Origin of the sequence: Pseudomonas sp. BMW13, from assembly GCF_013357275.1 — a bacterium.
Taxonomy (GTDB): Bacteria; Pseudomonadota; Gammaproteobacteria; order Pseudomonadales; family Pseudomonadaceae; genus Aquipseudomonas; species Aquipseudomonas khazarica.
Genome location: NZ_SUKD01000013.1, coordinates 252,855 through 264,898, shown reverse-complemented (window position 1 = coordinate 264,898; position 12,044 = coordinate 252,855). Strand labels below are relative to the sequence as shown.

The following is a 12,044-nucleotide window of genomic DNA, read 5'->3' as shown; positions in this document are numbered from 1 at the left end:
GGCAGGTCAGAGGTCCCAGTTACCGATATCGGCGTTCAGCTCGCTGCCGCCCTGTTTGCCATCGGCGCCGAACGAATAGAGATCGAAGGCCCCCTTGGTGCCGGGCGCCAGGTACTGATAGGGATTGCCCCAGGGATCGACGGGCAGGCGCTTGAGGTAGCCGTCCTTGTTCCAGTTCTTCGCCGGCGGGTTGCCGCTCGGCTTGCTCACCAGCGCCTCCACACCCTGCTGGGTGCTGGGGTAGTTGTGATTGTCCAGCTTGTACATGTCCAGCGCGGCACCGATGGCGCGGATGTCGTTCTGCGCGGCAGTGACCTTGGCCTGGTCCGGCCGGCTCATCACCTGCGGCACGACCAGCGCCGCCAGGATGCCGAGGATGACCACCACCACCATGATTTCGATGAGCGTGAAGCCCGCCTGAGATTTTCTCACCTGCTATCCCACCATTTGGTTCAAAGAAAGAATCGGCAACAGGATGGCCAGCACGATCACCAGCACCACTGCCCCCATGAAGACCAGCATGAACGGCTCGAACAACCCGACCAGCAAGGCTATCTGCGCGCTGAGGTCGTTCTCCTGGTTCTTCGCCGTACGCGCCAGCATCTGATCCAGCTCCCCGGAGCGCTCGCCGCTGGCGATCATATGCAACATCATCGGCGGAAACTGCCCGGTCGCCTCCAGCGAACGGGTCAGGCTACCGCCCTCACGGACCTTCTGCGCCGCCACCAGCACCTCGGCGCGAATCACCCGATTGCCGATCACCTCGCCGGCAATCGCCAGCGCCTCCACCAGCGGCACGCCGCTGCGGGTGAGGATCGCCAGGGTCGAGGCGAAGCGTACGCAATCGGTGGCGCGGCCCAGCCCCCCCAGCAGCGGGATGCGCAACAGGAAACGATGCCAGCGCAGGCGAAATGCCTCGTCACGCAGCGCGGCACGCAAAGCGATAACCGCCAGTACCAGCGCCACCACCGCCAGCAGCCCCCAGGCCTTGACCCAGTCACTCAGGGCGATGAGCCCACGGGTCAGTGCCGGCAGGGTCTGCCCGGAGTCGACGAAGACCTTGACCACGTCCGGCACCACGTAGCCGAGCAGAAAACCGACGATCAGCAACGACGCGCACATCAGGATCACCGGATAGAGCAGCGCCAGCTGCACCTTCTGCCGCGACTGCTGGCGCTGCTCGGTGTAGTCCGCCAACTGTTCCAGCACCGGCCCGAGATGCCCGGCGTGCTCGCCAGCGGCCACCGTGGCGCGATACAGCTCGGGAAACGCTGCGGGAAACTCCTTGAGGCTGGCGGCCAGGCTGTGCCCCTCCAGCACCCGCGCACGCACCGCCAGCAGCATGCCCTGGATACGCGAACGGGTGGATTGCGCGGCGGCGGCGCGCAACGCTTCTTCGATGGGCAGCGCCGCCTGGATCAGCGTCGCCAGCTGGCGAGTAACCAGTGCCAGGTCACGTGCCGACAGACCACGGGCAAAGCCCAGGCGCACCTGGCCAGCACCCTGCTCGCGACTGCGCGTGGCCTTGACCTCGAGCGGCGCCAGCTGGCGTTCACGCAGCAGCTGCCGCACCTGCCGGGCGCTGTCGGCCTCCAGCACGCCCTTCTGCTGGCGGCCACTGCCGTCGAGGGCGATGTATTCAAAGGCGGCCATCGGCAAACCGCTCCCGTCGTTCCCGTGGAAGCGGCTTCAGCCGCGATCCGTGCCGCCCCGCAGCCGAAGCCGCTGCTACAGCCGATGCCCATATCACGCTCGCCATCATTCCTCTCGCGTCACGCGCAACACTTCCTCGACCGTGGTCACCCCTTCCAGCACCTTGCGCCGACCATCGTCGCGAATGCTCGGCCCCAGGGTGCGGGCGTGGCGGATCATGTCCTGTTCGGCAGCGCGACTGTGCACCAGGCTGCGCATGGTCTCGTCGAACACCACCAGCTCATAGATACCGGTACGCCCACGATAGCCCTGCTGATGGCAGTGCGCACAGCCACGGGCGTGGTACAGCGTCGGCGCCTGATCGAGCGACGCCCCCAGCAGCGCGCACTCGGCCGCATCGGCACTGTAGGGCTCCTTGCATGCCGGACAGAGCACCCGCACCAGGCGCTGCGCCAGCACGCCGAGCAGCGATGACGACAGCAGGAAGGGCTCCACGCCCATGTCCACCAGACGGGTGATCGCGCCGATGGCACTGTTGGTGTGCAGGGTCGAAAGCACCAGGTGACCGGTCAACGACGCCTGCACGGCGATCTCGGCGGTTTCCTTGTCGCGAATCTCACCGACCATCACCACATCCGGGTCCTGACGCAGGATGGCGCGCAGGCCACGGGCGAAGGTCATGTTCACCTTGGTGTTGACCTGGGTCTGGCCGATGCCTTCGAGGTGATACTCGATGGGGTCCTCGACGGTGAGGATGTTGCGCGTGTGGTCGTTGAGGCTGACCAGGCTGGCATACAGCGTGGTGGTCTTGCCCGAGCCGGTGGGCCCGGTGACCAGCAGGATGCCATGCGGCTTGCGCACGCTGTCTTCCATCAGCGCGCGATCTTCGCTGCGCATCCCCAGGTGCTGCAGCGACAGGCGCCCGGCCTGCTTGTCGAGCAGGCGCAGCACCACCCGCTCGCCGTTGGCCGACGGCAGCGTGGACACGCGGATGTCCACCTCGCGCCCCCCCACCTTGAGCGAGATACGCCCGTCCTGCGGGATGCGTTTCTCGGCGATATCCAGCCGCGCCATCACCTTGACCCGCGAGACCAGCAAGGTCGCCAGCTCGCGCTTGGGTTCGAGCACTTCACGCAGGATGCCGTCCACGCGGAAACGCACCACCAGGCGCTTCTCGAAGGTTTCCAGGTGAATGTCGGAGGCGTTCTCCTTGATCGCTTCGCCGAGAATCGCGTTGATCAGGCGAATGATCGGTGCGTCGTCCTCCTGTTCCAGCAGGTCCTCGGTTTCCGGCACCTGATCGGCCAGCGACGCCAGATCGAGACTGCCGCCGATGTCCTCGGCCAGTTGCATGGATGCGGAGTCATGCTGATAGGCCGCGCCCAATGCCTGGGCGAACTCGCTGGCGCTCATTGCCTGCAGCGGCAGGCTGCGCCCGGCGAAACGCTGCGCCTCGGCCAATGCCACCGGGTCGCAGTCGAGGCGATAGCCCAGGCCGGCGCGGCCGTCATGCATGACGAACACCACGCCATGGCGCTTGGCGAAGCTGAAAGGCAGGCGGCGCAGCGGAGTGTCGTGCAGCGAAGCGTTCATGCGTGACCTTAGAACGGAGTCTTGTCTCGGTAGCACAGCCTAACCTGACTGTTCGCCCCAATGGGCCACCTCAAGGACGGTCTTTCTTTAACAATCGATCGATTATCTTTAACACATTGCCCAGCACAGCACACCCACCCTATTTGGGGGATGCCAACATCACGCGGGCTGCTATGATCAGCGCGCGACGCCCCGCACATAAGAAGAGCTAGAACGTCGTTTCCGGAGTGATACCTTTGCCCATCTCGGCCCTTTCCCAGCGGCTCAAGGACAATACCCCGAGCCTGATCGGCATGCTCGTGCTGATCGCTCTGAGCGTCAGCCTGGCGTGGCAGAGCGCCGACCTGCTGCGCCTGGTACGCGGCCAGGTGCAGCCCGTCCCTGAGCAGGCCGACTCCGGCCAGGTGCAGCACGGCCAGGCCCCTGTCGGCCAACTGTTCGGCGCCCCTCGGCAGGCCGATAGCGGCCCCGCGCCGACCACCAATCTGCAACTGACCCTGCTCGGCAGCTTCGTGCACAGCGACCCGCAGCGCTCCAGTGCGCTGATCCAGCCCCAGGGTGAGCATGCCCAACGTTATGCCGTCGGCATGGAAGTGAGCGATGGCGTGCGTGTGGACGCCATCTATGCCGATCGCGTCGAGCTGCTGCGCAACGGCCGCCGCGAGAGCCTCGGGTTCCCGCGCCAGCAGAGTGGGCAGTACAGCTATACCCCACCGTTCGAAGCGACGCAGGAAGACCCGCAACAACAACTCGAACGACTCGACCAGGACAACCTCGAACAACTGCGCCAGCGCATGCAGATGCTGCGCGAACAGATGGAAGCCTCCGGCACACTGCCCGAAGAAACGCCCCCCGATCAGCCCATGGAAAGCGACTGAACCGATGCCTGTTCTCCGAAGCCGACTGACACTCGTCCTGATAGCCGCCAGCCTGGCCAGCACGCCCTTGCCGCTGCTTGCGCAGATCGAACAGGTGCCCAGCAGCGCCAACCAGCAGGAAGAAAGCTGGACCATCAACCTCAAGGGTGCGGACATCCGCGAGTTCATCGACCAGATCGCCGCCATCACCGGGCAGACCTTCGTCGTCGACCCGCGTGTGAAGGGCCAGGTCAGCGTAGTGTCCAGCACCCCGCTGGGCCTCTCCGAGGTGTACCAGCTGTTCCTCTCGGTGATGGCCACCCACGGTTTCAGCGTACTGACCCAGGGCGACCAGGCGCGCATCGTGCCCAATGCCGAAGCCAAGGCCGAAGCCGGTGAAGGCCGGGCCGCACCGGACCGCCTGGAAACCCGGCTGATCCAGGTACAGCACGTGCCGGTAGCCGAGCTGATCCCGTTGATCCGCCCGCTGGTACCGCAGTACGGTCACCTGGCTGCCGTCACCTCGGCCAACGCGCTGATCATCAGCGACCGCAGCGCCAACATCGCACGCATCCAGGACCTGATGCGCCAGCTCGACCAGAGCGGCGCGCAGGATTTCAGCGTGGTCACCCTGCAACATGCCTGGGTGATGGACGCCGCCGAGGTCCTCAACACCGCCATCGCCCGCGGCCAGGCCAAGGGCAGTGGCGCTACCCAGGTGGTGGCCGATGCCCGCACCAATCGCCTGATTCTTCTCGGCCCGCCGGACGCCCGCGCCAAGCTGGCCGACCTCGCCCGCTCGCTGGATACGCCCACCAGCCGCTCGGCCAACACGCGGGTGATTCGCCTGCGTCACAACGACGCCAAGGCCCTGGCCGAAACCCTCGGGGAAATCTCCGAAGGCTTGAAGAGCCAGGAGACCGGCGAGACCAGCGGCAAGCAGTCGAACATCCTCATCCGTGCCGACGAGAGCCTCAACGCCCTGGTGCTGCTGGCCGACCCGGATCAGGTCGCCACCCTCGAGGACATCGTCCGTCAGCTCGACGTGCCGCGCGCGCAGGTCATGGTCGAGGCGGCCATCGTCGAAGTCTCCGGCGACATCACCGATGCCGTGGGCGTGCAATGGGCGGTGGATGCACGTGGTGGCCGTGGCGGCCTGGGCGGGGTCAACTTCGCCGGTACCGGACTGTCCGTCGGTTCGGTGCTGCAGATCCTGCAGAACGATGAAATACCGGAGAACACCACCCTCCCCGACGGCGCCATCATCGGCGTTGGCAGCGACCGCTTCGGCGCGCTGATCACCGCGCTGTCGGCCAACAGCAAGAGCAACCTGCTGTCGACGCCGAGCCTGCTGACCCTGGACAACCAGAAGGCGGAGATTCTCGTCGGACAGAACGTCCCCTTCCAGACCGGCTCCTACACCACCGACGCCTCTGGCGCGGGCAACCCCTTCACCACCATCGAGCGCAAGGACATCGGCGTCACCCTCAAGGTCACCCCGCACATCAACGAAGGCGCCACCCTGCGCCTGGAGATCGAACAGGAGATCTCCTCCATCGCGCCGAGCACCGGGCTCAATGCCCAGGCGGTGGACCTGGTGACCAACAAGCGCTCGATCAAGAGCACCATCCTCGCCGACGATGGCCAGGTGATCGTGCTCGGCGGCCTGATTCAGGACGACGTCACCGAAGCCGTTTCCAAGGTGCCGTTGCTGGGTGACATTCCACTGATAGGCGGGCTGTTCCGCTCCACTCGCGAGTCGCACATCAAGCGCAACCTGATGGTCTTCCTGCGTCCCACCGTGGTACGCGACGGCGCCGGTCTGGCCGCACTGTCCGGCAAGAAGTACAGCGATATCCGCATCATCGGCAATGGCAGCAGCAACGGCAGCCGCCCCAGCATCCTGCCCAGCCAACCTGCGCAACTGTTCGATGGCCAGGGCGCGCCGGCGGTGGATTTGCGCCAGTAAGGGTATCGCCTGCCACGTTAGCGCCGGCAGCTTCTAAGGCCATCGCGGCTGAAGCCGCTCCTACGACCAGCGGTGCCGCCCCCCTCTCCCGCTTGCGAGAGAGGGGCCTCCCGGCACCGCGCATCACCCCAGCGGCGGCGTGCGCGGTGGGACCTGGCGTTTGCTGCCAGTGGACTCGTAAGCAGCCGCCAGCTGCAGCAAGGCCGAGTCGTCGTAGGCGCGGCCTGCGAAGGTCAGGCCCACTGGCATGCCGATATCGGCCATCACGCCCATGGGTACGGTCACGGTCGGCACACCCAGGTGACGGATCGCCAGATTGCCGTTGGCCACCCACACGCCATTGCTCCAGGCGATGTCGGCGGATACCGGGTTCACATCGGCATCCGCCGGGCCGACATCGGCAACGGTGGGGAACAGCACGGCATCCAGCCCCTGTTGTGCCATCCAGTCCTCCAGATCGATCTTGCGCGTGTGTTCCAGGCCACGCAGTCCATCAGGCAGCGTGGCGATCTGGTCCCAGGGCTTGATGCCGCGCTTGGCCATCTTGACGTACTCGTCCATGCCCGCCGCCAGGTCGCCCTCGCGATTCGGCAGCGTACCGGGGTCATGCGGGAAGATCTGCGGCCCATCGACATCGGCCAGGCGCTGCAGCTGCGGGTCGCCGTTGGCCTGCAGGAAGTCGTCGAAGGCCCAGCCGCTCAGCTCCCACAGCTCGTCATGCAGGAATTCGGGCGTGACGATACCCCGGTTGAACACCGTCGGTGCCGCCGGGCGATCCCCTTCGCAGTTGGACACCAGCGGGAAGTCCACCTCCACCACTTCGGCGCCGGCAGCTTCCAGCGCCTGGCGGGCCGCCTCCCACAGGGCGATCACCGTTGGCCGGGTGTGGATGCGCTGGCCGGTCGGACCACCGATGCCCGGCGACTCACTGGTGCCGGCTGCCTCGTCCTTGTTGATGAACATGCGTGGCACACCCAGGCGCTTGCCAGCCAGCGCATCGGCCTTGGCTGCCAGCGCCAGGTAGGATTGCGGACGCACAGCGGAGGCTTTCGGGATCGGCACCCAGGGCTGCAAACGCCACAGGTCGCCACGCGTGTCGGCGTCATCGGCCACCACCACGTCGAGTACCTCGAGCAGGTCGGCCATGGTCCGGGCATACGGCACCACCACGTCCATGGTCGGCGTCAGCGGCCAGTTGCCGCGCACCGAGATAACCCCGCGCGACGGCGTGTAGGCGCACAGGCCATTGTTCGACGCCGGGCCGCGCCCGCTGGACCAGGTCTCCTCGGCCAGGCCGAACGCGGCGAAACTGGCAGCGGTCGCCGTACCGGCGCCGTTGGACGAGCCCGAGGCGAACGGCGCCGTCAGGTAATCCGCGTTGTAGGGACTCTCCGCGCGGCCGTATACCCCGCGCTGCATGCCGCCGTTGGCCATCGGCGGCATATTGGTCTTGCCCAGGCAGATGGCGCCGGCGGCACGCAGACGCTCGACGGTGAACGCATCACGTTGTGCCACCAGGTCCTTGAAGGCCGGGCTGCCGGAAGCCGCCGTCAGCCCCTTGACCAGGTAACTGTCCTTCGCGGTATAGGGAATGCCGTCCAGCGGGCCGAGCGTTTCACCACGCGCACGGCGCGCATCCGACGCCTCGGCTTCCTGTAGTGCATCCGGGTTGCGCACGACCACGGCGTTGAGCCGGGTCGCCGTGGCGGGCCCGTCGTAGGCCTCGATACGCGCCAGATAGGCCTTGACCAATTCGACCGCAGTGGTGCGGCCGGACTCCAGCGCGGCGCGCAGCTCGGCGATGGAAACTTCGGTTACCTCGATCATGCTGTCATCTCTCGCAGAAGGCGGGACCTGCCAGCTGCATGGCCCCGGTACGCAATACGGCGTGCCTGCGGCCAATGCTGAAACCGCGACACTCTGCCGCCGATGATACAGGGCAACGGATTGCGACAGGAGCGGGCCGGCAGAACTCAGTCTCCGCCGCCGCCACCATCACCGCCACCACAGTCGCCACCGAAATCGCCGAAGAAGCTGCCGCCGCCATCCACACCAGTCCCTCCCCCATCGCCCGAGTGGTTTGCGCCTGAGGGCTTCCTGCGCATGGCCCGCAGCAACAGCAGCAGAAAGACGATGAACGCGCCGATCACCAAGTAGAACCCCATCAGCCTGCCTCCATGTCCCTGTTCAGCACTGGATGATAGCCCATGCGATTGCCCGCTCGGCGGACAGGTTGAGACGCCGGTCGCAGAAGCGCCGAGCCATTGCGCACGTCGGTTGCCTGCAGCTTTGCTAGGGTCACAGACGATAGCCAACGAGCGGAGACCCTCACATGCCACAGATCACCGGCGGCTGCCTCTGCGGCCAGGTACGCTTCAGCACCAGCGCCCAACCCTACCGGGTCGGCGTCTGCCACTGCATGGACTGCCGCAAGTACCACGGCGCACTCTTCCATGCCTCGGCAATCTTTGCCCAGGACGCCGTGACCCTGAGCGGCGAAACCGGCCAGTATGGCGGCCGCCATTTCTGCCCGCGCTGCGGCTCGTCGGTGTATTCGCGCACGGCGGATGAGATCGAACTGAACCTGGGCTCGCTGGATGCGCCGGACCAGTTCACCCCCACCTACGAGCTCTGGACCATTCGCCGCGAAGCCTGGCTACCGCCCTTCCCCTTCGCCCGCCATTACCCGCGCGACCGCGAGAGCAGCACGCGCCACGAGTAGCGTCGAGCGCCCATGAGCCGTGCCCTCAGGCATCCGCAGCGCGCTGGCAGCCCCAGCCATGCATCAACCCGGCCTGGAAGAACTGCACCGGCGCCGCGAAGCCGGCGGCCTGGATGATGCCGGCCACCTGCTGCGCCGGTAGCACCGCCACGTCTCGCGCGTAGGCAATGCGTACACGCTCGAGCATCTGCGGCTGAACGCCGGCACCGGACATCAGCGTCATCCAGTTACGCAGCAGCACCTCGTAGGCCGGCGCGTGGATATCCGCGGCCAGGTCCGCATTGGCCAGCAGCCCGCCCGGCTTGAGCCGCTGCGCGATCTGGCGGAAGAAGCGCGTGCGTGCCTGCGGCTCCAGCAAGAACTGCGAGACCAGGAAGCAGGTCGCGCCGTCATGCACCGGCTCGTCCGCCAGCGTGTCGAGATAGCCCGCATGAAACTCGCAACGCTGCGCAAAGCCCTCGCGCTGCGCACGCTGGCGACAGACATCGAGCATCGCCTCGGAAGGGTCCAGCGCGGTGAACCGCCAGCCGGGAAAGCGCGCGGCCAGGTGGCCGATCTCCGCACCGGTACCCGCGCCCACGCAGAGCACCCGCGCATCGGCCGGCAGCTCGGCGAACAGCGCATCGAGCAGCAGATAGAGCGCCTCGCGAATCGGCGCCATCCCGGCCCATTGCTGGTCATAGCCAGCCGCCTGTTGATCGAACAACGCCCTGAGTTCCTCGTCGCGCATGGCAAACCCTCCGTTTGGCCTGATGAATGATCGCGCTCACACCTTCCAGTATCCCAGAGCTGTCAAGCCCCCATGGCCATGCACCTTGGCGGCAGTCGTACGCAGCTGTGGCAAGGCAGCAAGACCGGTCAGCAGTGGATTCGCGGGCACTTTGCCGGCGTTTGCGGGGACTAACTGGCATGCCTCCGCTGAACGAAACCAAGATGCGCAACCCGACCTTCGAACAGAAAGCCTTCATCCTCCTGCTCGCGCTGGTGACCATCGCCTTCTTCTGGATACTCCTGCCGTTCTACGGCGCCGTGTTCTGGGCGATGGTGCTCGCCGTGGTGTTCGCCCCGCTGCAGTCACGCCTCAATCAGCGCTGCAACGGCAGGCGCAACCTGACCGCCCTGCTGACGCTGACCATCTGCCTGCTGGTGGCGATCCTGCCGGTGATCTTCATCACCTCTGCGGTGGTGGCCGAGGGCACCAGCCTGTATGAACAGCTGGAGTCCGGCGAGCTGGATTTCGGTGCCTACGTGACCAGCACCCTGCGCGCGCTGCCGCCGCCCATGCAAGAGCAACTGCAGCGCTTCGGCATCGCCAACCTCGACGGCCTGCGCGAGCAGATATCCAAGGGCGCCACGACCGGTAGCCAGTACCTGGCGACCAAGGTCTTCGCCATCGGCCAGGGCACCTTCGAGTTCTTCATCAGTTTCGGGGTGATGCTGTACCTGCTGTTCTTCCTCCTGCGCGACGGCCAGGAGCTGGTGCGCAACATCCGCGTCGCCATCCCCCTGGCCGACAGCACCAAGCGCCGCCTGCAGATCAAGTTCACCCGCGTGGTACGCGCCACGGTCAAGGGCAATGTCCTGGTCGCCGCAGTTCAGGGCGCGCTCGGTGGTTTCATCTTCTGGGCGCTGGGCATCTACAGCCCGCTGCTGTGGGGCGTGCTGATGGCCTTCCTGTCACTGCTGCCAGCCGCTGGCGCCGGCATCGTCTGGGCCCCGGTCGCGGTCTACCTGCTGCTCAGCGGCAACCTGTGGCAAGGCGTCATCCTCACCGCCTTCGGCGTGCTGGTGATCGGCCTGGTGGACAACATCCTGCGCCCCATACTGGTGGGCAAGGACACCCGTCTGCCCGACTACCTGATCCTCGTCTCCACCCTCGGCGGTCTCGCCCTGCTGGGTCTCAACGGCTTCGTCATCGGCCCACTGGTGGCCGCACTGTTCGTGGCCAGCTGGAATCTGCTGGGGACGAAGAAGAAGGTCAGGTTGCCGGAGTGAAGACATCGTCGTAGTGCGGCCATTCGCCCTGGCGCGCAGTCTTCACGACAGTGATAGAAAGGGCTCTCACACTGCCCGGTACTCGACATGGAATTCACGGAATACGGAACACCTGCTGGCAAACCCGTCGTTTACTTCCATGGGGTGCCCGGCTCACCGTACGAGAGTGCGATCCTCGAGGCACCGGCGCGCGAACTGGGGCTGCGTGTTCTCTGCTTCGATCGCTTCGCTATCGACCGCTCGACAACCGGCACCGACTACTACCGGCAGATCGCCCAGTCGATTGACGAGACCGTGCAGGGCGCCCCAGTCGACTTCATCGCGTTCTCCCTCGGGGCTCATGTCGCACTGGAGGTCAGCGCGCTCATGTCCGGACAGGTTGCTCGGCTGCATCTCGTTGCGGCGGCGGCTCCTCTTGATGCCGGGGATTTCGTCGATGAGATGGCCGGCAAGGCCGTCTTCTCGCTGGCCAGGCACAGCCCGATCTTGTTCCGCTGGCTGGCCAGGTGGCAGGCGCTGCTGGCCAGGCGAGCACCGCACATGCTGTTTCGAATGCTGTTCGCCAGTGCCCGAGGCCAGGACGAAGCGCTGGTGCAATCGCCCGACTTCAGCGTATTCATCCAGCGCGTGCTGCGGCGAGGCTTCGCCTGGGGCGTCACCGGCTACACACGGGATGTTCGGCAGTACCTGCAACCCTGGTCAGCCAATCTCTTCGCCCGCCAGGGAACTGTGTTCCTGTGGCACGGCACGGAGGACAACTGGGCGCCCATCGGCATGGCGGAATATCTGGCCGAGCGCTTTCCGAAAGGGGCACAGGTCGAGCGCCTGGATGGGCTGTCCCACTATTCCTGCCTGTACGCCGCTGCACCGAGAATCTGTGCGCAACTCGCCCACGAGTGAGGCCGCTGCGAACGAGCAGCCCGTCTTGTGGCCGTCAGATGAACAGTGCCGGTCATACGACCGGCACTGTCTGCTCGCAGGCGCGCTGGCCAGGACCGCCCAGCTCGTGGCCAGCGCGCCTGGATCACGTCCGGGATAACCCGGCGCGGTACTCGGTGGTGGTGATTCCGGCATAGCCCCAGTTATCGGTGTCGACTTCCTCGATCACGATATGAGTGAGCTCGGGCTTCTTGTTCAGAACGCGCTCCAGGGTCTCGGTGATTTCCTTGATGACCTGGGCTTTCTGTTCGCGGGTAACCCCGTCGCGGGTGATGCGTACGCTGACGAAAGGCATGGTGATGCTCCTGTGGTTAGG

The 12,044-nt window shown here is 65.9% G+C and carries 12 protein-coding genes; 5 read left to right on the top strand and 7 right to left on the bottom strand.

Annotation, left to right across the window (positions count from 1 at the left end):
- Window positions 1–6: 6 nt before the first annotated feature.
- The 3 genes from gspG to gspE form a co-directional block, all read right to left on the bottom strand.
- Window positions 7–432 (bottom strand): type II secretion system major pseudopilin GspG, encoded by a 426-nt coding sequence (gene gspG, locus E4487_RS11900; RefSeq protein WP_037048460.1) that lies wholly within the window; start codon window positions 430–432, stop codon window positions 7–9.
- A 3-nt stretch (window positions 433–435) separates the two neighbouring features.
- Window positions 436–1,653 (bottom strand): GspF family T2SS innner membrane protein variant XcpS, encoded by a 1,218-nt coding sequence (xcpS, locus tag E4487_RS11895; protein ID WP_175253425.1) that lies wholly within the window; start codon window positions 1,651–1,653, stop codon window positions 436–438.
- Window positions 1,654–1,758: 105 nt separating this feature from the next.
- A complete protein-coding gene (gene gspE / locus E4487_RS11890; protein WP_175253424.1) occupies window positions 1,759–3,246 on the bottom strand; it encodes a type II secretion system ATPase GspE in 1,488 nt (495 codons plus the stop codon).
- A gap of 227 nt (window positions 3,247–3,473) precedes the next feature.
- Here gspE and E4487_RS11885 point away from each other — a divergent pair, with 227 nt between their 5' ends.
- Window positions 3,474–4,124, top strand: a complete 651-nt coding sequence (locus tag E4487_RS11885) for a type II secretion system protein N (protein ID WP_244229880.1) — start codon at window positions 3,474–3,476, stop codon at window positions 4,122–4,124.
- A gap of 4 nt (window positions 4,125–4,128) precedes the next feature.
- A complete protein-coding gene (gspD, locus tag E4487_RS11880; protein WP_175253423.1) occupies window positions 4,129–6,072 on the top strand; it encodes a type II secretion system secretin GspD in 1,944 nt (647 codons plus the stop codon).
- 123 nt (window positions 6,073–6,195) lie between these two features.
- Here gspD and E4487_RS11875 read toward each other — a convergent pair whose 3' ends face one another.
- Both E4487_RS11875 and E4487_RS11870 read right to left on the bottom strand, forming a co-directional pair.
- A complete protein-coding gene (locus E4487_RS11875; RefSeq protein ID WP_175253422.1) occupies window positions 6,196–7,899 on the bottom strand; it encodes an amidase in 1,704 nt (567 codons plus the stop codon).
- A gap of 146 nt (window positions 7,900–8,045) precedes the next feature.
- Window positions 8,046–8,237: a hypothetical protein gene (locus E4487_RS11870; protein ID WP_175253421.1), complete on the bottom strand. Its 192-nt coding sequence runs from the start codon at window positions 8,235–8,237 to the stop codon at window positions 8,046–8,048.
- 167 nt (window positions 8,238–8,404) lie between these two features.
- Between E4487_RS11870 and E4487_RS11865 the strand changes: the two genes are divergently transcribed.
- Window positions 8,405–8,794, top strand: coding sequence for a GFA family protein (locus E4487_RS11865; RefSeq protein ID WP_175253420.1), 390 nt, complete (start codon window positions 8,405–8,407; stop codon window positions 8,792–8,794).
- A gap of 25 nt (window positions 8,795–8,819) precedes the next feature.
- Here E4487_RS11865 and E4487_RS11860 read toward each other — a convergent pair whose 3' ends face one another.
- Window positions 8,820–9,524 (bottom strand): class I SAM-dependent methyltransferase, encoded by a 705-nt coding sequence (locus tag E4487_RS11860; RefSeq protein ID WP_175253419.1) that lies wholly within the window; start codon window positions 9,522–9,524, stop codon window positions 8,820–8,822.
- Between the two features lie 203 nt (window positions 9,525–9,727).
- Here E4487_RS11860 and E4487_RS11855 point away from each other — a divergent pair, with 203 nt between their 5' ends.
- Window positions 9,728–10,789 (top strand): AI-2E family transporter, encoded by a 1,062-nt coding sequence (locus tag E4487_RS11855; protein WP_037049114.1) that lies wholly within the window; start codon window positions 9,728–9,730, stop codon window positions 10,787–10,789.
- Between the two features lie 87 nt (window positions 10,790–10,876).
- A complete protein-coding gene (locus E4487_RS11850; protein ID WP_175253418.1) occupies window positions 10,877–11,689 on the top strand; it encodes an alpha/beta fold hydrolase in 813 nt (270 codons plus the stop codon).
- 124 nt (window positions 11,690–11,813) lie between these two features.
- Here E4487_RS11850 and E4487_RS11845 read toward each other — a convergent pair whose 3' ends face one another.
- On the bottom strand, window positions 11,814–12,023 hold the full coding sequence (locus tag E4487_RS11845; protein ID WP_037048481.1) for a 4-oxalocrotonate tautomerase family protein: 210 nt from the start codon (window positions 12,021–12,023) through the stop codon (window positions 11,814–11,816).
- Between the last annotated feature and the right edge of the window lie 21 nt (window positions 12,024–12,044).

Bases quoted from the DNA above. Each gene is read 5' to 3' on its own strand.
- xcpS (WP_175253425.1), bottom strand. From the start codon at position 1,653: ATGGCCGCCTTTGAATACATCGCCCTCGACGGCAGTGGCCGCCAGCAG.
- gspE (WP_175253424.1), bottom strand. From the start codon at position 3,246: ATGAACGCTTCGCTGCACGACACTCCGCTGCGCCGCCTGCCTTTCAGC.
- gspD (WP_175253423.1), top strand. From the start codon at position 4,129: ATGCCTGTTCTCCGAAGCCGACTGACACTCGTCCTGATAGCCGCCAGC.
- E4487_RS11875 (WP_175253422.1), bottom strand. From the start codon at position 7,899: ATGATCGAGGTAACCGAAGTTTCCATCGCCGAGCTGCGCGCCGCGCTG.
- E4487_RS11870 (WP_175253421.1), bottom strand. From the start codon at position 8,237: ATGGGGTTCTACTTGGTGATCGGCGCGTTCATCGTCTTTCTGCTGCTG.
- E4487_RS11865 (WP_175253420.1), top strand. From the start codon at position 8,405: ATGCCACAGATCACCGGCGGCTGCCTCTGCGGCCAGGTACGCTTCAGC.
- E4487_RS11860 (WP_175253419.1), bottom strand. From the start codon at position 9,524: ATGCGCGACGAGGAACTCAGGGCGTTGTTCGATCAACAGGCGGCTGGC.
- E4487_RS11855 (WP_037049114.1), top strand. From the start codon at position 9,728: ATGCGCAACCCGACCTTCGAACAGAAAGCCTTCATCCTCCTGCTCGCG.
- E4487_RS11850 (WP_175253418.1), top strand. From the start codon at position 10,877: ATGGAATTCACGGAATACGGAACACCTGCTGGCAAACCCGTCGTTTAC.
- E4487_RS11845 (WP_037048481.1), bottom strand. From the start codon at position 12,023: ATGCCTTTCGTCAGCGTACGCATCACCCGCGACGGGGTTACCCGCGAA.